The sequence below is a fragment of the Zooshikella ganghwensis DSM 15267 genome (assembly GCF_000428585.1).
GTDB classification, from domain to species: domain Bacteria; phylum Pseudomonadota; class Gammaproteobacteria; order Pseudomonadales; family Zooshikellaceae; genus Zooshikella; species Zooshikella ganghwensis.
Genome location: NZ_AUAF01000021.1, coordinates 1 through 19,664 on the forward strand (window position 1 = coordinate 1; position 19,664 = coordinate 19,664).

Genomic DNA, 19,664 nt, shown 5'->3' on the forward strand with positions numbered 1-19,664 from the left:
TTAGTGGATGCCCACTCCTCACATATCTCAGGTATGGATTTACCACTTTTTTCGGATAAACAAGCAACAATACTTTTAAAACGAGTTGTCAAACGCTGATCTTTAAATGCACATCCTGACAGCTCTTCATTTAGCCAAGAATCCATTGTTTTTTGCCCAAAAGTCCACTTTTGGCAACTAAAGTGACATAACCTTGTATTCATTGCAAATTTATGGGTAATTAAATGCCATCCTTGGTGGTCAAGAACGCTGACAACAAACCCCAAAAATTGATTCGCGAAGAGTATAAAATCATATTTTTAATTATTTCAAATGAATGTCTATGTTGTTTAAAATAATTCAATAGTTATTTTTTGACTGATTTGAGTGGCAAAAAGTGTGATGCAATTTGTATTTGGCTGAGAATTTTTTCATTAGGTAAGTTGAAGTTGTTAAGTTTCGTTATGAGAATGATGACAAAGTGATGGCCTGGTGCTGTTGGTAAATTATGTTTGATCAGCTAGATTAGTTAGAATGATCACAGTGTTGAGACGTACACCCTTCAAGAAAAAATTATAGGCTTAGTTTTTTGTCTCATGAGTAGTTGAGTAGTAATTTATGAGTTTTACAGTTCAGGTTTTTTCAGCATTTACTGTTGTTCCCGCTGACTTGCGTGAGTCAACCTCTTTCGAGCCCTCATCTTGCTCATTGTTCTACTCTTGGCAATGGTTTGAAAATTTATTCAATAATGCGCTTGTTCACGAAAATGAAGAGCCTCGTATTTATTTTGTGCTGGATAGTAATCAACAGCCAGTGGTTGCGCTGTTTTGTCTTGCCCAGCCATCAAGTCGAACTCTCAGGAGTATGACAAACTTTTACTCTTTAGCTTATGGCGTTGTTGTTTTGCAAAGTCATTGTGCCCAGCAAGCTATCTCGTCATTGGTTGAGTATATAACTCAAGAACAGCCGCGCTGGCAAAAAGTTGAATTATTGCTGACTCAAGATCATGATCTGGAAACTACAGGATTTGTGACTGCTCTAAAAGCAAAGCAGTTTTCTGTTAATGCATTTTTTCAGTATGAAAACTGGTTCTTGAAATTAAACGGTGAAGATTTTACTTCTTATTATCAAAGCCTTTCCTCAAAACTACGTAACACTATTAAGCGTAAAGAGAAAAAACTAGCCAAAGAACATAGCTATGACATAAAACTGATCAAGGGGGGGGAAGCGCTTGAGCAGGGTATAGCGGGGTTTGTCACTGTATATAATCAGAGTTGGAAGAAACCTGAGCCATATCCTGATTTTATGCCAAGCTTTATTAGGCTCTGTGCAGATTTGGGAATTTTACGCCTGGGTGTTTTGACTATTGGTCAGCAACCTGTTGCTGCACAGCTTTGGATTACTTTTCAGTCAACATCCATTATTTACAAGCTGGCCTATGATGAGAACTACAAAGTTTACTCTGTGGGCTCAATACTATCGCACTTTATGTTCAAACATTCGATTGATGAAGATAAGGTGACACTTATTGACTATGGTATCGGTAGTGAAGCTTATAAGCGGGACTGGATGAGAAGCGTACAGAACGTTCAGGGCGTGGAGGCATTTAATTTAAGGACAGTGAAAGGGTTAGGGTTGGCAAGTAAACAAAAAGTCATAAGTTTTTTAAAAACAGCTAAGTCATAGCGGAGTCAGGACCCCGCTCGCATAAATATTATTCATCTAATTGCTCTTGATTAGGCTATCGCCAGGCGTTAGCACGTACAAGTCGGTTTTTAAGGCCTTGAAGAGGATAGCCAAGCTTGTAGGCTTCGTGAGCATGGGCAAGTGCCTTATTGTAGTCTTTCATATCGGTATAAAGCAGGCCCATATTGTAGTGTACTTCAGCTTTATTCGTGTTTAATTTTAATGCTGTTTCATAAGACTTCTGGGCTTCATCGTATTTTTTTAGTCGGTGTAGATATATGCCATAGAGCATATGAACAGTGCCATCATTTGGTTTAAAGCGTATCGCACGATCAAAAAAGCACTCAGCGGTAAAATACTTTTTTGCATTTTCTGGCCGGTTTTTTTGTGTGTAGTAACGAATCACGGTAAATAATGCACGATGATGGTTGGGAAATGCTCTAAGTGTGTAGGTGACATCCCCCATCGCATCCCCAGTAATGCCACGCTTTAAAAACTCAACATCAGAGCTAAAGTGGTATCGCTCAACAATCGTTAAGCGATTTTTGACATGCATTGGATTCGTATAGTCATAGGGACCATAGTGATTTTCTAAACTGCCACAATCAGACTTGCCAAATGCCATTATTGGCGTGAGAAAAGCTGCATAAATGATCAGCACAATGATGCGCATAGTGGTTATGCCCTCTGAGTATTATATTACATAGTCAATGGGCAATATCTGGTAAGCTTTTACTACATATTTGTAAGGTACTCTTACAAATATACCCTTTCCATAGGTTTTTGAGCTGAGGGCATTACTACAGCACCACAGATATCGCATGTGATTATGAGTTTAAAATAACATATTACATCACTTTGCGAATACTTTTTCTGGGTTTACATAGTGACCTTTTGTCTATCTCTTAATAGTCGCACTTACAATATTGATTATTTGGCTGCAACACGAAGTCTGGGACCTTGCTTAAAGGAAATATAAATCCAAGGCGCGTGACTGGATAGCATTAATTGACATTTCCCTACACAAATAAAGGTGGCAGAGCCTACTCGTTTTGCTCCAAGTCGCTCATGAGCGCGTATAGATTCTTTGTTGAATGCTGAAATGCGACTTAATGTCCACTGTATATTATTGTTTCTGTGGTGAGCACATAGGGTATCCCAAAGCTTTGGAAATGCTAGGCTCATGCGGGCATGAGGCACAATATAAACATCAAAATCCCATACCGATTCATTAGCAGGAAGAGGCTCAAAGAAACAGCGGACTTCATCTTCCTGATAAGTGCCTGGGGTATACCAAATATACCCATGAAACTGGTTATTTTTATAAGCTGCGAAGCACCGAGCATGTTGATTGAAACGATAGCGAATTACTCGTTCTGGGCAGGGAAAGTCAGGCCAGCATTGTTGGTCTGATGCAGTTATTTCTTGAATGTTAAACTGCTTGCCTCGGCTCTCAGGAAGGAGTGCTTTGTGACTGATAGGCTGGCTGTAGAGATAGTATTTTATAATTCTGCAGCGGCGATGTAGCTTATTGATGCCGCGGTGAATACTATAAAGGAATGCATTTAGCCAACCGAGTTCATGGACTAAAAGCTGAAATTTGCTGTACATATCCCATCCTGGTCATTAATAGCAAGGGGTTGCCAATGTAAAGCACGTTTTTACACAGGAGTGTGTTATTATCTAACTCATGTCCTAACATGTAATCCTGCGACCGAAGAAGCACATGCTTCATTCATGTGTAATGCTTAGGTAATAAAAAAACACCAAGCCTGTCGCAATGCTTTATTCTCAAAGCAGCCGCTAATTTCGGCTGCATCCTTGATAGAGCAAACGGAATACCACGGTCATTTTTAATAAGCGTACATCCAGTACATGGTGCTGTAAGTACGCTAGTTTATAATGAATAAGCGTATAACTAGTATAGTTAGTCTATAAGTATACGTTAGTTTAAGTATATGTTGGTAAGTTCAGATGGAGCACAGTGAATGGATGTTCTAAACGAGGTTAAACAGTTATTAGCATCCCAATTGCAGCTTGATCAGCAGTTGGCCGCTGCCAATGAAAATACACCTTTATTAGGCGCAATTCCTGAATTTGATTCTATGGCAGTGGTGTCTGTGATTACGGCCCTAGAAGAACATTTTGGTTTTATGGTCGATGACGATGAGATAAGTGCCGAGGTGTTTGAAACGCTGGGCTCTTTAACTCAGTTTGTGCAACAAAAGCTCTGATATTTTCCCAGGCATCATAAATCAAGCATCATGGATATTATACCGGCATTTATTCCTGCTGAGTCAGGTGATTTATTTTCAGTATGCTACAAGCCTACTACAGTTGTTGGGTATGTTTTATGTGTACCGCCATTTGCTGAAGAAATGAATAAATCTCGGCATATGATCACTATGCAAGCCAGGGCACTGGCTGAGGCAGGATGGCAAGTGTTGGTATTTGACTTTCATGGATGTGGAGATAGCCAGGGACTGTTAGAAGAAGCGAGTTTGCCCTTATGGCGCTCCAATTTATTGGCAGCATTTAACTATTTGACTCAGGGTCAAACGCAGCTTCCAGTCATGCTATGGGGGCTTCGGTTAGGGGTTCCTATTGCTGTTGACTGGATGCGGCACCATGCTGAGTGTCCTGTTACCCGCGTACTTGCCTGGCAGCCAGTGACGAATGGCAAACAGTTTATGCAACAGTTTCTCCGGTTAAGGCTGGCAGCAAGCATGGTAAGAAGCGATACTCAGCGCCAAACGGTACAACAGTTAAAGGATATCATCGCCTCAGAAGGGACGCTGGAGGTGGCGGGCTATAATTTATCAGCCACATTACTCAATGATTTGGAAGGCTTAGACTTATCAACACTGATTCCCTGCACAGAAACCACGGTTGGCTGGGTTGATGTGGTAAGAGATGAACAGGCTGATGCTGCACCTGCTACGCGTAAAGTAGTGGACATTTGGCGAAAACAAGCTATTGATATTGATTTACAGACGATTGTTTGTGAACCATTTTGGGCAACACAAGAATTAGTGGACGTGCCTGAAATGATTGCTTTGTCGCTACAGTGGTTGTCGCGGGTTAAGGAGCAGGCCGTTGTATGAGTGTAAGTAGTGAAGTTCCTGTTATTTTTCCCTGTCATCAGCAACGTTTGATGGGGATTATTCATAAACCAACAGACGAAAGTGTTTCACGTGGGGTACTCATCATTGTAGGAGGACCTCAAACTCGGGTAGGCAGCCATCGTCAGTTTGTATTGTTGGCGCGTTATTTGGCTGCTGCAGGTATACCTGTAATGCGCTTTGATTATAGAGGTTTGGGGGATAGTGAGGGCGCGCGTCCAGGGTTTGAATTTATTAATGATGATATCCAAGCAGCGATTGACGTTTTCTATCAGCAGGTACCACATTTAAAAGATGTTGTGTTGTGGGGGCTATGTGATGCAGCCTCTGCCGCATTGCTGTATGGCTTTCAGGATAAGCGCATTGCTGGTTTAGTGTTGCTCAATCCCTGGGTTCGTTCGGAGGCTGGTCTGGCCAAGGTTTATGTCAAAAATTATTACCTGGCAAGACTGGTAAACCCTGATCTTTGGCGAAAAGTGTTCTCTGGACAGTTTGGCTTTACGAAAGCCTTTGGTGATTTGTGGGGCAACATTAAGCAGGTTTTATTCCCTGAACAGTCATCTGAGCCTGGTAAGAAAAAAGTTAATGGAAGCACTGAGACTGCCGTTGATTTTGTGACAGGTATGAGGCTTGGCCTTGAGCGGTTTAAAGGGGAAATTTTAATTATTCTTAGTGGTAATGACTTAACCGCAGATGAGTTTCGTGAGTTGTTAAATGCATCTAGTCCCTGGAAGCAGGTAATCAACCAGCGTCACGTTGAACGCTATGAAGTCAGTGGGGCGACCCATACTTTTTCCTCAGCTGCTTGGCGGGATGAAGTGGCAGAGAAAACACTCACTTGGCTGAAGTCTTGGTAATGTCGATTAATCCATATGTTTGCAAAGAATGGTCAGTCTTTCTTTGCTCATTCTGCAAGTAATCCTTTCGCTTTATTAGGGACATTCGTTTTATACATCAAGTATTATTTTGGCTGAGTTGGCCACTACAGTGTGCTTGTTGTCAATTATTTGCTCACCCCTTTTTTGCTTTTTTGTTTTTTTGAATTAGCAGTCATAGCGTTGTATTACTCCCTTATAAAATAGCGATTTTTATAATAGTTGATTCACTAAAGTGAATTAAGTATGTCGTTACAATTTAGCTCAAGGCAAGAACAACATGTGTTGTTACGGTGACTGAGTTTGCTTTTGATGACAGAACGTTATGTCTGCCTGTTTAAAGCTTCTAAAAGGAACGATATGCCACGTATAAAAGGATAAGGAATGGCTAGTGGAAAGAAACAGTGCGTTTTGCAGAGCAAGCAGCCAAGAAAAATTGTTAGGATTGGCCTAATTGTTACTGGTTTACTAACAACACTAGCCGTTATTGCTGAGCAATTGGCAAGTCACTGGCCTTTTGAGTTTTCACCAAAGGTGCTAATGGATGAAGTTGATCAGCGAAGTTTATTGGCCGGGAAGCTGGTACAGGGGGAAAAAAAAGACGGGCTTGACGGTAAAATAAAGCAACAGCACCCTCGTATATTTTTGCCTTTTTTGGCGGGCTGGGACCCTGCAACAGGTACGCATCCTACGTTAAAAACACGCTTAGCAACCTTTAAGAAACGTAAGGTATCTTCTGTAAATCCCTGTGTTTATCCGAATGTGATGGCTCGAGCGGCATGCTGGGTATTAACGCCAACCAAGGAAAATGGTGATTTAATGGTTAAACGAATGTTTGACTTTTATCTGAAATCACCTGCTGAAAGTGGTTACTATGGGAATGCTTGGCAGTTAGCATTTGCTTATGATCTAGGCTCCTTGTACCCAGGGTTTTCTGCTAAACAACGGCAAGAAATTCAATCACGCTTGAAAAGGGAGCTTAAAAAATATATCCGGCTGCTGGAAGGGGATGATTTATCACTTTGGCATGGCCGAGCTTCCATGGCAGCTAATGCATTTCTGATTGCAGTGATTTTGGACACTGACCTAGATGATCATAAAGAACTGTTACAGCAAAGTCAGCGCCATTTTTTAGATGTTATGGCTGCGCTTGAGCTTACAGAGGGATGGCCTGAAGGTTTTAGCTATTGGATTAATAACAGGGCACTGGTACTGGCACTTGCTGCAGGGGCTTATCTTAATGGTTTGAGTGACACGAAAGAAGCAGATCGAATAAAAGAAATTATGCGGCGCACTGGTCATTGGCATATTTATGCTACGAGGCCTGACCATCGTGTGGAGCATGTGGGGGACGAAGGTGCGCGTGTTGATTTGAAAGATATCACTCGCCCTTATATTGATTTTGTTGCGCAAATGACGGAAGACCCGTTTTTGACTGCTTACTCGCAATATTTATTACAGGCATTTGGCGGTTCCAGTTATCACGACAGTTATCGTTGGGCATTTCGTTTATTTAATGAGCCTAAATTATTAACGCGCTTTGTTGAGAGCCCTTCATTGAAGCATGTTGGCGAAGGGTTACCGCGATTTGATATTTTTGGTAAGGGAGCATTTAACTTAGGTTACATTCGCTCTGACTGGACTAACAATGCAACATACATCAGTTTTCGTGCAGGTCATAACTTTACCCATCATGGACACTATGATGCTGGACACTTTACCTTATTTAAAGGTGAGCCATTAGCGGTGAATAGCAGTAGCTATACATTGTTTGATAAGCCAAATCGTCTAAATTATGCATTACGAACGGTTGCTAAAAATAGCTTATTAATTCTACGTCCTGGGGAGCATGTTCAGCCCAATAAGTTATTTAAGGAGAATATTGCCGCAGGTGGACAACGGTTGACTATGCCAACGGGAAGTGCAGTACGAAACATTAAACACTGGTACCAAAACCTTTACCAGGGAGCACACTGGGAAGGTGGGGTTATATTACAGCAGGATAGTCAGTTAGATTTTGACTATGTGCTTATGGACTTGACTGCTGCCTATAATAATACCCACTTTGATGATAATGGTGAGCAGGGAAAAGTATGGCGTGTTACACGGGAGTTGCTGTATTTACGTCCTCAGGACCGCTTATTGGTCCATGATTTTATTCATGCGGTTAAACCAATCTATCGAAAAAAATGGTTGTTGCATACGCTTGTAAAGCCTGAAGTCAATTCTGTGAAGGTAATTAAAGGGCAGAAAAATGATGGCATTATGCTGAGTGATGATAATCGGGTGCTGGTCAAAGGTAAGACGGCTCAGCTAACGGTTGATCGAATCTTCCCTATTGATGCTAAGACCGAAGTCATTGGTGGCCCTCATTATCGGTTTTATGCGGATACTGATGGAGATGGTGCAACCTATGATGGGAAAAATCAGGCAGAGGGTGCTTCCAGTAAACCATGGTTTGATCAAGCACAATGGCGGTTGGGATTTGTGTCTTCAGGTCAGCAGAACGTTGATCAGTTTTTAGTATCGCTCACACCCCGCTTAAAACAAAAGCAACATGATTATCCCGCATTAAAGTCACTTTTGGCAGTAGGGCAACAGGCAAGGGCAGTACTTTCTGGCGATCGTGCAGTGGTTTTTGTAGCGCATGAAATGGCAGATGTACTTGCAGTTAAAAAAACAGGCCAGGCAAAGCAGCTTTTGATTGTCGGTTTGGCAATGGCGCAGTCTGTTGATATTCAAATAGGGTCAGAAAAAGTGACAGTGATGGCAAATAGTGCAGGTGTTGTGAAAACTAAACTACCGCACTCGTCGGATAAGATTCTGATTTTTTTCAATAAGAAGTAACTAAGTAAAGTACTGATGTGCTTACTCAACAAATCAACACATCCTTATATTAAAGTATGATGGGTAACTTTAAGGTTGTGCTGATTTGTTGTACAAAATTTCAGAACTATTAAATATGCAGGGGCTAGCTTTTACAATAATAGCTCTGTAACCGATGGATGACTTAAAAATTGCTGCGGGCTTGCTGTGGGACCATAAGCACCTGATTGGGTAATAGCAATGAGGTCGCCTACTTGAGCAGCTGGGAGCATCACCTTATCACCCAGAATATCGAGTGGGGTACACAGTGGGCCAACAACCTGTACTGGTTGCAGTGTGGTATCACTCACTTTGTTGGCAAGCAACACAGGGTAGTTTTTGCGAATAACCTGACCAAAGTTACCTGAGTTAGCCAAGTGATGATGTAGCCCACCATCAACAATATAAAAAGTGGTTCCCCTGGACTCTTTAATATCAATAATACGACTGATATAAACGCCTGCCTCACCCACCAGATAGCGTCCAAGTTCAATCACCAGTTCACAGTGATTTAAGGCTTTATGGTGCTGATTAATGAGTTTTTGTAGATTGTCGCGAATTGGTTCCAAGTCAAGGCGGTTTTCCCCAGGGAAATAAGGAATACCCAGGCCACCTCCAATATTGAGTGTAGAAATAGGGGTGGGGGCAAATTGCGCGAGGGATTCTGCTAAGGCAAAGGTCTTGGTTTGAGCATCTATTATGGCTTCTGAGCGCAAATTTTGAGAGCCAGAAAAAATATGGAAACCGCAAAACTGTACTGAGCTGGGCCAGTTTTTTAAAATATCTGGTATTTGCTCTGCATCAATACCAAACTGTTTCGGGCCACCACTCATTTTCATGCCAGAGGTCTTTAACTCATAGTCAGGGTTAACCCTTAAGGCAACACGAGCTGTACAGTGTAATTGCTGACTAATTTTGACGATGCGTTGTAGCTCGTGCGCTGACTCAACATTAATTAAAATACCAGCAGCAATGGCGGATTGTAGTTCATGATCTTGTTTGCCTGGGCCTGCAAAGCTTATATTGTCAGCGGACATACCACTATTAAGTGCGGTATGTAGCTCAAGCTGAGAGGCAACATCCAAGCCATCTACAATGCCTGCCATATGATTAACAACAGCAGGCATAGGGTTTGCCTTAATGGCATAGTGCAGTTTCAGTGGGTCAGGTAAATAAGCTTTTAGCTCCGTGACCCGTTTAGTTAGAAGCTGGCGGTCATAAAGATAAAATGGTGTACGGCCTATAATATTAGCTACTTCAGAGATAGGGCGTTGAGCAACCATCATCTCATTATTGTGTGTCGAAATGCCCCACAGTGGAGCATGTTGGGGTCTTTTATCCATCAGTCGTTAACTCCGAATAATGTTTGGAACTGACTGGTAAGTAGTTTGCGGTCAATTTTGCCATTTGGGTTGCGAGGCAGTGTGGGTAGGCACTGCAATTGTGTTGGGACCATAAATCCTGGTAATTGAGCTTTACAAGTATTGATAACGGCGACTTCATCAACAGTGTTATCTGGTTGGGAGGCAGTAACGGCTAATACGATGGCCTGGCCCAACTGTGGATGAGGAATACCGAGGGCTACAACTTCTCCGACGAGGCCTGATGCATATACAACTTCTTCTACCTCAGAAGGGCTGACGCGATACCCGGAAGTTTTAATCATGTCATCATTGCGCCCAATAAAGTAGAGAAAACCCTCTTCATCTTTTTTGACAATATCGCCTGACCACACTGCCAGCTCTTCTGTAGGAATACCAGATAGCTTTGTTGGAGAAGGCCGAAAACGCAGCTGGGTTTTTTCCGTATCATTCCAGTAGCCCATGGCTACAAGGCTGCCACGATGGACCAGCTCGCCGGGTTCATGAGGTTCACATTCTTCACCTGCCTCATTAATGACAAGTAATTCTGCATTTGGAATGGCTTTACCCATTGAGGTTGGACGTTTTTCCAGTTCGCCTGGGGGTAAGTAACTTGATCGAAATGCTTCAGTTAAACCATACATCAGATATGGCTGGGTTTTTGGCAGGGCGCTTCTAAGTTTACTTAATGTAGCTGTAGGCATTGCGCCACCAGAGTTAGTGATATAGCGTAAAGAGTCTTTGGTTTCCTCGGGCCACTCCAGTTCAGCAAGCTGCACCCAAAGGGGAGGGACGGCAGCTAAACCCGTAATTTGGTAACGCTGAATGGCACGAATGACATCTTTAGGCAGTAGGTAATCCATGAGAAAACAGCTAGCACCCCGACTAAATGCAGTGGTGATCTGGCTTAAGCCATAGTCAAAACTCATGGGTAAGACCGCTAATAAGCGGTCTTTGGAGGTGTTTTCTAAATACTGAGCGACACTATGGGCGCCCGTCACCATATTTCGATGAGAAAGTACGACACCTTTAGGACGACCAGTACTACCTGATGTATACAAAATGGCAGCCATGTCTGTGTCAATGGTTGCAGTAGCTATTGGTGTCGGGCTTGTATTTAACCATTGCTGCCAGCTAATAACTGGGCAGGGTAGATGATGCTCTTCAGGCACATCATCTACACACACCACAAGACGTATATCATGACAATGTCTAAGCTCATCCATCAATTGTTGTAAGCGTGCCCGCTGTGTAATAAGCACTCTTACATTGCAATCTTGTAATATATATCTTACTTGAGCAGGCTTGAGGATAGGGTTGATAGGAACAAATGTGCCTCCTGCCATAGAGCAACCAAAAAAGGTAAATACTGCTTCGGGAAGTTTAGGTAAGTAAATCGCGACACGCTCAAATCGTCTAAGATCAGACTGGTGTAATGCTGTTGCCGTGAGCTGAACAGCTGATGCTAATGCTTTGTAGGTAATTGTTTGTGCTTTAAATCCCAAAGCGACTTGGTCTGGGTCATGAATATCCGTATGTTGGTAGAGTTCGTGAAGTAGTTGCGTCATTAGCAGTTGCTCATCCTTAAGAAATCAGTTTAAGGTAAGTACTATGAGTGTCATGGTTAATTAAGTAGCTATTGCAGTTTTATACTTTTACTGAAGAGTAAGATGGTGATGAATATTGTGCTTCCATTACATGGGAACCTTTGTTAAAACACTTGCTTTGGGTATAAGCATAGCTAATTAGAGCATTTGGTTGGTTATAAAATGAATGGAATCTTTTTGCAATTGCAGCAAACTGCTTTTGTGGTGTTAGCCTATTTTCTGCTTGGAATAAGTCAGTTAGCTTACGGTGCACGTTTTCCTGATGTAGTTGCTAAGGTAAAGCCATCAATTGTTGGGGTTGGAACCTATGATGCCATGGCATCACCTGCCGCACAGTTAATCGCTACCGGTTTTGTTGTGCATGATGGTTATCATGTTGTCACTAATGCCCATGCTATTCCTGAAATATATTCTGCAAAATATCAGGGTAAACGTAAGCTAGTTATTTTTGTAGGTCAGGGGCGTCGCCCGGAACTACGTGAAGCCCGTGTTTTACAGAAAGATGCTGCTCATGATTTAGTGTTGTTAAGAATTAAAGGAGCGCGCCTGCCTGCCTTAGCGCTAGGTCAAGCTAAACTGGCTAGGGAAGGAGAGGCTATTGCATTCACTGGTTACCCTATTGGTGCTGTGCTTGGCTTATATCCAGTTACGCATCAAGGTATTATTTCTAGTGTGACACCAATAGTTATACCTGCAGCGAATGCCAGGCAATTGGATATACAGCATATTAAGCGTTTAAGACATCCCTATAATGTTTTACAGTTAGATGCGACAGCTTACCCAGGAAATAGCGGCAGTCCCGTTTATTTAAGGCAGAGTGGAGAAGTGGTAGGTGTAATAAATAAAGTATTTGTTAAAGAAACAAAAGAATCTGTTTTACAAAAGCCAAGCGGAATTACTTATGCTATTCCCGTAAACCATGTTAAAGATTTAATTAAAAAGTTAACAGAAAATTAGCACATTATTAAAAGGGCGTACGCCGGTCAGTTTGTGAGCGGCGTTCTCCTGTTACTACAATACCACTTGAATCCCTAAAGGGAAAAAACACAGGTTGTGAATTTTTTCGGCGATCACCTGCTTGTCGTCCTTTTGTAAAAGCTTGCTCCATTTTCCCAGGTGGTGGCGTGTTGTCTGAAACCTGCTTTGAGACATACTGTCTGGCAGCAGCAGCAAAAATGTAGGTGAGTAAAATACCTACAAATATAAAGCCTAATAAGTAAAACCATATATGAGTCATTTTTTACTCCCTTATTAACAGATCAATAAGGTGACGCTGGTTTAAATACTAAGCAAATGCTAGGCCGCTTTTTTAATCTGCTGAATAAAAGAGCATATTCGCTTTTCTTTGAACCAACTGTAGCATTTCTGTAATAATTTCTGACGTTTGTTTTAAAGCTATTTCTCGATTTAGCCTGCCTTTTGGTACAATTCTTTCAGGTATTATTGAGTATGCTGTAGCAACCATGTATTTAAGGTCTGGCTATTAATTGACCTGTTTTTGGTAGTTTATTGAGCAAGGCCTTATTAGAGCTAAAGGCGAGCAGGATGGCTTGATCTTCCATTTAATCTCGTGAATGAAAAGTGTAAAAATTAATCAAATTCTCTAGATGTTTGATGAATCTGAGGGTGTTATGTCTGGTTGGATAGGGGTTGATCTTGACGGCACATTAGCGCGTTATGATCGCTGGAGAGGGCCTGAGCATATTGGTGAGCCAATAAAGCCAATGTTGGAAAGAGTGAAGAGTTGGTTGATGCAAGGTCAAGAAGTTCGAATCTTTACTGCAAGAGCCTCGATACCAGAGTATATACCTCATGTTGAACGCTGGTTAGAGAAAAATGGGCTTGCAGGGCTTGAAATAACTAATGTAAAAGATTTTAGAATGATTGAGTTATGGGATGATCGATGTGTACAGGTCATGACGAATAAAGGGCAACCTATTCGTACAAAAAGGCTATGGCGGGATAACTTAAGAAAACTACTTGTGAAGTTGTAAAAAATCATTTTCTTATTAGTTACTTATCAAGTTTTACAACAAAAATAAAAGGGCCTGTAAGAAAAGCCCTTATATTTATATTGTGGTTGTTTTTATGCCGTTGGTAAGTGATGTTTGTGTTACAACGGCTAGCGTGCGCCTTTACCAAATAAAATCACTTCGACGGTTTGAATTAGAATTAAGATGTCTAAAAATAAACTATGATTTTTTACATAGTAAAGGTCATATTGCAACTTATGTAGAGCATCTTTATCGGATGCACCGTAGGGATAGCAGAGCTGAGCCCAGCCAGCAATACCTGGTTTGATACGGTGGCGCTCGTTGTAATAAGGGATCTTGTCTGATAGTTGATGAACAAATTCAGGTCTTTCTGGTCGAGGACCCACGAATCCCATATCACCTCTTAATACATTAAAAATTTGTGGTAGCTCATCAATCCGGTATTTGCGAATAAATTTTCCTACCCGAGTAACGCGGGGATCATTTTGTTGGGCCCACTGTGGCTTGCCTTTTTTCTCTGCATCGATGCGCATACTTCTGAACTTTAATACATTAAATGTTTTACCGTTGAGTCCAACACGCTTTTGTTTGTACATGAGAGGAGCTTTGAAACCTTCTTCTAACCAGATCGCTACGACTGTGATTGCAATGAATGGCCAGGCAAAAGCTAATAGTGTTAGGCTGGCAAATATATCAAAGGCTCGCTCGGAGTATACGCGTAAGTTACTTTGGCCAAATCCGTCAGAAAAAATAATCCAACTTGGGTGTAATAAATCGAGTTCTATTTTGCCAGTCTCTCGTTCAAAAAAAGTGAGAACATCAACAACATCAATGCCACTTAACTTGCAGTCAAGCAAGTCATTGATTGGGAAGTTTCGGCGTCGATCATCTACAGCAACCACTATTTCATCAATATTATGCGCGTTAGCAAACTCTACAAGTGACTGAGTGCTGTTTAAAATATAGTCAGGGTTGACGATATCTTCTTCGTCAGCAATATGCATATAACCAACGATATTGAATCCTCTACGATCGGTTCTTCGACGTAATCGCTGGGCAATATTATTTGCACGATGTCCTGCACCAAGAACAAGCACTTGGCGCTTTAAAATATTTTCATCAACTAAGCGAGTAAAGAAGAAGCGAGTAACACCAATAGAGATGAAAGTGAAGAGTACGGTGAGTATAAAAACACCGCGGCCTATCAAAAGGCTAGGAAATAAGAAAAAACACAATGACAGGATAATACTGCCAAAAATAAAACTAATTGCTGCTCTGATCAGCATTCCTGTAAAGCCTTCCCTGAGCCTGGCTTGATAAAGGCCCATGGCAATCATGCTGATAATGAAAACCGTACCGAGCAATATGGCTCTGAAAATGAGAGGGGTATTAGGCTCACTATGGATGGGGTCAAATGTGCCAAACCTGGAGTAAGTGCCTAGGTATGTTGCAAGTACAAAAAGGCATAACTCAAATATACCTAGAAGGAGATAGGGGACTCGCACATGATGTTTGAAAATACGAATACTGCTCACCGAAACTCCCTTTTATTACGCATGGTAGTTATCTTAACTTTGTTATAAATAAAGGCTTTTTATAGCTAAAGGCTTTATTAAATTAACCGATATTTATTGCAAATTCTCACAAACTTGAGCTGAGTTATGCTGTGAAAAAAGAAAGCAAGAATTTAATAGATGGTTAAGAAAAAATCAGTTAACAAATTCAATTTTTTTAAATCCTTTTGTCTTTTGACCAGTAACAGCAAACTTAACTGGGGCTTGCTTCAGCTTCTTCGATAGTTGCAGACGGTGCAATTTGGCTGACAAGTAAACCTAAAAACACAAGCAGGACAGCCATAAGTTGTTGGTGTGTTAACTTCTCTCCAAGAATTATAAAAGCTAACAAGATAGTAAATACCGGAATTAGATTAACAAATACTGATGCTTGTGTTGCAGAAATATAGCTTAGTGAAATGTTGTAGAGTCCGTAAGCTCCCAATGTTACCACTATGCCCAAGTATACAATGGCAATAGTTGGTGTGTATGGGAACTCAGTTGGTAAATCAGTCAAAAACAGGGCTGGGGAAAAAAATAATGTCCCTATAAATGCCTGTATTGCTGTTAAGAATAGAGCAGAGTAACGTGAACTCAATTTCTTTACGACTAAGGTATAGCCTGTTGCGCAAATCATCGCAAGGAATTCAAAAAAGTTTCCTAATAGAGGATTAGGTGCGTCTGCAGATGACTTTCCTGAGAGGCTTAACCAGCAAGCACCAATAAGCGCAAGTGCTAAGCCTATACCCACTTGCTTATTAATTTTTTCCTTCAGAAAAATGGCCGCAGCAATCACCACAAGTAGAGGAAGTAGGGCAGTAATCATTCCTGCTGCAGAGGCTGTAGTGTTTTGTAGCGCATAGGTCTCACATAGAAAGTATAAGCAAGGCTCGAACAATCCCATGAGTGCTAAGTACTTCCAGTCACCAGCTTGATACTTGAAGCGATTGGCATATTTCCAAATGAATACAAAGCATGAGCTTGCAATTAGCATTCGAATGAATATGACGAGTAGGGGCGGGTAGGCTGTAAAAGCGATCTTGAGGGCGATGAAAGAGCTACCCCATAAGAACATTGCACAAACTAGCAGCATGCTAGCAAGCAGATTTGGCTTTGCACTCCAATTGCGCATTGACACTTCAACCTTTTTGTAATGGAGCTGTTTGTTTTATCAGAGGGGAATTAGTATAGCTGAAGTGAATTAATGTGATAAGAGCACCAACAGTGATTACTGCTGGTGCTAATCATAGCAGGGAAATGTTTAAGGTTAATTACGAATATCTAGGCACCCTTGCTTAGCAGCTTGTAACTGTCTACACAGTGTTTGTGCCTGACGACGGTCACTCAGCCCACTAAAGACAACACGGTAGTAAACACCCTTACTCCCCATATTTGACTCTTTAACTTCAGATGTTAGTCCACCCAGTAATTGAGAGTGCTGAGACTGAATTTTACTCGCAGCTTGTTGGGCTGCATTGGCAGACCGGTAAGATGCGAGCTGAACTCCCCAGCCTGGCCCACCACTAGAAACAGGTGCATTGCTTTGAGCTTGAGATGAAGAGACTCCTCTGCGTGCTGCAGGGGCAGGATCTTGCCAAATAGTAGGCTTATTACTTGATCCTTGCTGACGTTTTTGAGGGCTGTCAAATAAGCCACTGGCATCTTGTGGAAGCACTCGATCAAGCTTAAATTTCTCAGATTTTTTATCAAGCTTATTGCGAACCATCTTTATTGAAGAGTACTTATCATCTGTAAGCGATGCGTTTTCTTGCTCATTCAGCACTATCGAGGTTTTGATAAAAACCATCAGGTTTCTTTTAGTATGCGTATCTGTATCGTTTTCAAATAGTCTTCCTAGTAAGGGAATAGAGCTGAGAAAAGGAACAGCGCTTTCAGACTGGCTTACATCATCTTGAACCAAACCTCCAAGGACAATCGTTTCATTATTATTAACCTGGATTGTACTCTTTATAGTTCGCTTATTAGTAACCAAACCATCAACACCACTTTCAGAGCTTGGAACCACAGCAGAAATTTCTTGATCTACTTCTAAACGAAGGGTTTCACCTTCATTGATGTGAGGTGTAACTTTTAAACGAACACCTACATCTTTTCGCTCAGTAGTAGTAAAAGGGTTGCTGGAACCTGATGAGTCAGTAGTGTAGGAACCTGTTTCAAATGGGACTTCCTGACCTACCAGAATTTCAGCTTCCTCATTATCCAGAGTCATAATGCTGGGTGTTGATAGTAAATTACTATTCGCGGTCGTGGTCAGGGCATTAACAAGAACACCAAAGTTTGAGTTACGAAGCGCAACACTACCAATACTTATTTTACTGTTATCAAGAATGGCGCCTGTGATTGAGCTTTTTGCACTGTCTTTTCCTGAAGATGTTTTTGTTCCATCTATGCCCCACTGAATACCGAGTGCTTCATTAATACTGCCAGAGACCTCCACAATTGCTGCTTCAATTAACACTTGAGCACGTCTAACATCTAGCTTGCGCACAATATTTTCAATTTCACGAACTAACTCTGGGGCTGCAGCAATAATCAGCGCGTTGTTATCAACATCAGCTTTAACTGCTACCTGTTTAGACTCTTTGCTATCTTTGCCTCCTGCAACACTGCCACTGAGTGATTTTGTTAGGTCTGCCAGTGTTTCTGCTAGTTTTTCAGCATCAGCGTGACGTAAGTGAATAACACGTGTTAATGATGTTGCTTCAGAAGCAACGTCCATTGCTTTTGCGAGGCGGCGGACTTGCTGACGAAACTGAGGCTTACCTGTAACCAAAAGACGGTTGGTTCGTTCGTCAGCGATGAGTTCACCACTGAGTTTACGGTTTTGCTGCTTGCCAAGTAAGCTTTCTTTAATCACTTTAACCAGATCACCAACCCAGGCATGTTCCAGTTTTATGATGTCAAAGTTGGTACTCTCTGCCATGTCCATTTCACGGATAAGCTTGGCCAGTCGATTAACATTGCTGACATGGTCACTAATGATGATGGAGTTACTGGATGCGATGGCTGCAGCGTGGCCGTATTGAGGGATTAGAGGCCGTATTACAGGTATTAATTCGACAGCAGATAGATTTACCAACTCCACTACGCGTGTGATCATTGTGCCAGAGTTAGGCTTAGTGTTTGGTGCGAACTCTGGTGCATCACTTTTAGCACGATTGATAGGAACGATATTGAGCATCTTGCCCTGAGGAACTGCAGTAAACCCATTGGCTTGAAGTACAGAGAGGAATACATCGTATATTTCCTCTTTGGACAATGGTGTCGATGAAACCACAGTCACGTTATTCATGCTTTTTATACGTGGGTCTATGATGATGGTTTGTCCCGTTATCGAGGCAACCTGAGCGATGAACTCACGAATATCAGCATTTTTTTGGTTTATGGTCCACTTTTTTTCTGTTTCAGCGTTTTCTGCATAACTATGTATTGGCATAGAAGCACAAAAACAGAGTAAAGAGGCATTTATTAAAAGCCGGGTGAAACGGCCAAGTTTAGTTTTTGGATGTTGGTAAGGCATGAGTGTTTTCCAAAAGTCCCGACACTTTTCCTCGTTCTTGACAGTTAAAGGCAGCATGCTTTAACCCCCTGTGGAGCTGTTTTCGAGAGCACGCATCCTTTCTCTGAGCTCTTGCATTCGTTGTTTTATCTGAGACTGGTCGTAGCTCGGTGTATAAATCGGTGCTTTTTCCTCTTTGCGCTTAACCGGAGTTGCTGGCAATAACGACGTGGGTTCTGGGCGGGAAAAAGCAGAATCTTGAGTAGGCTGTATAGGCGCTTTTGGTAGCTGAGTTATATTCACTTCAATGGCTTGGAAGCGACTTTGTCCATGAGCTTCAGGAAAATAAAGTGTTTCAAGGACTCCATTTCGAGAAATAACAATATGATCAGAGTGCACTTTATCAAGCTGCGCATTGCCCGGTAATGTATCCCCTACATAATAAAGTGCAGTGCGCCGGTCGCTTCCTTCTATAATGGCACTGGACAGTTTGTCATCAGCATTCGCAAAAGCGCCTTTAAGTATTAATCGTAGATTAGTTTTAGGGATGTTTTTTTGGACAGTTTGTGGGTCCTGACCTCGGCCAAATAAGAGTGCAACATTGGCGGGATTAATAGCAGCCTTTTGGTATTGAGAGGGTTGCCGAATGATTTCTGGCTGTGCAGGCTCAGCAATGAGAAGGGTATAAATAGACAAACCTTGGGAAGCAACTGTCATTCCTATTATGGTTAACAGAACGAAGATGAGCACCGAAATATTTTTGGGATGCCCCAAGATAAGGTAAGGAGGTAGTGAAGCTGCTTTCATTACTGATTATTCTATATTCTATAGTGATCGTTTGTTTGGTCAGTTGTTGAGTAAGGAAATGTACCACAACAAACGTATTATTAATGACATAATAACAGCAAATGCTTGAAACGGGTCAAGCAAGTAGCTGTAAGACTGTGAAATTTTTAAAAAATATTATTCCCTTAATGCTTTAGTGCTCAAAAAAAAGGTGACCAAATTTACAAAATAGGTCTATGACTAAATAGTCTAGTTATAGATTGTTTGCACTTGGTTCACAACTGATGTAAACCATTGGGAACTGTTGGCTTTGTTT

At 41.6% G+C, this 19,664-nt stretch carries 17 protein-coding genes; 7 read left to right on the top strand and 10 right to left on the bottom strand.

The features are described 5' to 3' along the window. Positions 1-203, bottom strand: a 203-nt coding sequence (locus tag F607_RS35975; protein WP_038290454.1) for an IS4/Tn5 family transposase DNA-binding protein, incomplete at its 3' end; no start/stop codon positions are given. Between the two features lie 394 nt (positions 204-597). Here F607_RS35975 and F607_RS32600 point away from each other — a divergent pair. Then, the gene (locus F607_RS32600; RefSeq protein WP_051311035.1) at positions 598-1,665 is read left to right on the top strand and encodes a GNAT family N-acetyltransferase; all 1,068 of its coding nucleotides are present in this window, start codon (positions 598-600) and stop codon (positions 1,663-1,665) included. A gap of 55 nt (positions 1,666-1,720) precedes the next feature. Here the strand turns inward: F607_RS32600 and F607_RS0107055 are convergent, their stop codons facing one another. Next, the gene (locus tag F607_RS0107055) at positions 1,721-2,338 is read right to left on the bottom strand and encodes a tetratricopeptide repeat protein (protein ID WP_027707532.1); all 618 of its coding nucleotides are present in this window, start codon (positions 2,336-2,338) and stop codon (positions 1,721-1,723) included. 257 nt (positions 2,339-2,595) lie between these two features. Then, positions 2,596-3,276: a GNAT family N-acetyltransferase gene (locus tag F607_RS28525; protein ID WP_051311036.1), complete on the bottom strand. Its 681-nt coding sequence runs from the start codon at positions 3,274-3,276 to the stop codon at positions 2,596-2,598. Between the two features lie 377 nt (positions 3,277-3,653). On the opposite strand from F607_RS28525, the gene F607_RS0107065 reads away from it, so the two are divergent. From F607_RS0107065 to F607_RS0107080, 4 genes are all read left to right on the top strand, one after another. Further along, positions 3,654-3,899: an acyl carrier protein gene (locus F607_RS0107065; RefSeq protein WP_027707533.1), complete on the top strand. Its 246-nt coding sequence runs from the start codon at positions 3,654-3,656 to the stop codon at positions 3,897-3,899. Between the two features lie 30 nt (positions 3,900-3,929). After that, complete coding sequence (locus F607_RS0107070) at positions 3,930-4,769, top strand: hydrolase 2, exosortase A system-associated (RefSeq protein ID WP_027707534.1); 840 nt, start codon at positions 3,930-3,932, stop codon at positions 4,767-4,769. Beyond that, entirely contained in the window at positions 4,766-5,644 is an 879-nt protein-coding gene (locus F607_RS0107075; protein ID WP_027707535.1) for a hydrolase 1, exosortase A system-associated, read from the top strand. The genes F607_RS0107070 and F607_RS0107075 overlap by 4 nt, the downstream gene beginning before the upstream one ends. Positions 5,645-6,046: 402 nt before the next feature. Then, positions 6,047-8,509, top strand: a complete 2,463-nt coding sequence (locus F607_RS0107080; RefSeq protein ID WP_027707536.1) for a heparinase II/III family protein — start codon at positions 6,047-6,049, stop codon at positions 8,507-8,509. A gap of 131 nt (positions 8,510-8,640) precedes the next feature. Here F607_RS0107080 and F607_RS0107085 read toward each other — a convergent pair whose 3' ends face one another. Both F607_RS0107085 and F607_RS0107090 read right to left on the bottom strand, forming a co-directional pair. Next, the gene (locus F607_RS0107085; protein WP_027707537.1) at positions 8,641-9,870 is read right to left on the bottom strand and encodes a pyridoxal-dependent decarboxylase, exosortase A system-associated; all 1,230 of its coding nucleotides are present in this window, start codon (positions 9,868-9,870) and stop codon (positions 8,641-8,643) included. Further along, positions 9,870-11,456, bottom strand: coding sequence for an acyl-CoA ligase (AMP-forming), exosortase A system-associated (locus F607_RS0107090; protein WP_027707538.1), 1,587 nt, complete (start codon positions 11,454-11,456; stop codon positions 9,870-9,872). The genes F607_RS0107085 and F607_RS0107090 overlap by 1 nt, the downstream gene beginning before the upstream one ends. A 201-nt stretch (positions 11,457-11,657) precedes the next feature. Between F607_RS0107090 and F607_RS0107095 the strand changes: the two genes are divergently transcribed. Beyond that, positions 11,658-12,452, top strand: coding sequence for a S1C family serine protease (locus tag F607_RS0107095; protein WP_084611146.1), 795 nt, complete (start codon positions 11,658-11,660; stop codon positions 12,450-12,452). Positions 12,453-12,459: 7 nt separating this feature from the next. On the opposite strand, the gene F607_RS0107100 is transcribed toward F607_RS0107095, so the two are convergent. Beyond that, positions 12,460-12,732 (bottom strand): hypothetical protein, encoded by a 273-nt coding sequence (locus F607_RS0107100; RefSeq protein ID WP_027707540.1) that lies wholly within the window; start codon positions 12,730-12,732, stop codon positions 12,460-12,462. Between the two features lie 370 nt (positions 12,733-13,102). On the opposite strand from F607_RS0107100, the gene F607_RS28530 reads away from it, so the two are divergent. Then, positions 13,103-13,489 carry a hypothetical protein gene (locus F607_RS28530; protein ID WP_211233606.1) on the top strand — a complete coding sequence of 129 codons (387 nt, stop codon included), beginning with the start codon at positions 13,103-13,105 and terminating at the stop codon, positions 13,487-13,489. Positions 13,490-13,617: 128 nt separating this feature from the next. Here F607_RS28530 and F607_RS0107115 read toward each other — a convergent pair whose 3' ends face one another. The 4 genes from F607_RS0107115 to F607_RS32605 form a co-directional block, all read right to left on the bottom strand. Next, positions 13,618-15,024: a TIGR03013 family XrtA/PEP-CTERM system glycosyltransferase gene (locus F607_RS0107115; protein WP_027707541.1), complete on the bottom strand. Its 1,407-nt coding sequence runs from the start codon at positions 15,022-15,024 to the stop codon at positions 13,618-13,620. A gap of 232 nt (positions 15,025-15,256) precedes the next feature. Then, positions 15,257-16,174 (bottom strand): DMT family transporter, encoded by a 918-nt coding sequence (locus F607_RS0107120; protein ID WP_038290457.1) that lies wholly within the window; start codon positions 16,172-16,174, stop codon positions 15,257-15,259. A 135-nt stretch (positions 16,175-16,309) separates the two neighbouring features. Further along, on the bottom strand, positions 16,310-18,640 hold the full coding sequence (gspD, locus tag F607_RS28535; protein WP_051311038.1) for a type II secretion system secretin GspD: 2,331 nt from the start codon (positions 18,638-18,640) through the stop codon (positions 16,310-16,312). A gap of 3 nt (positions 18,641-18,643) precedes the next feature. Next, a complete protein-coding gene (locus F607_RS32605) occupies positions 18,644-19,369 on the bottom strand; it encodes a type II secretion system protein N (protein ID WP_051311040.1) in 726 nt (241 codons plus the stop codon). Positions 19,370-19,664 lie beyond the last annotated feature (295 nt).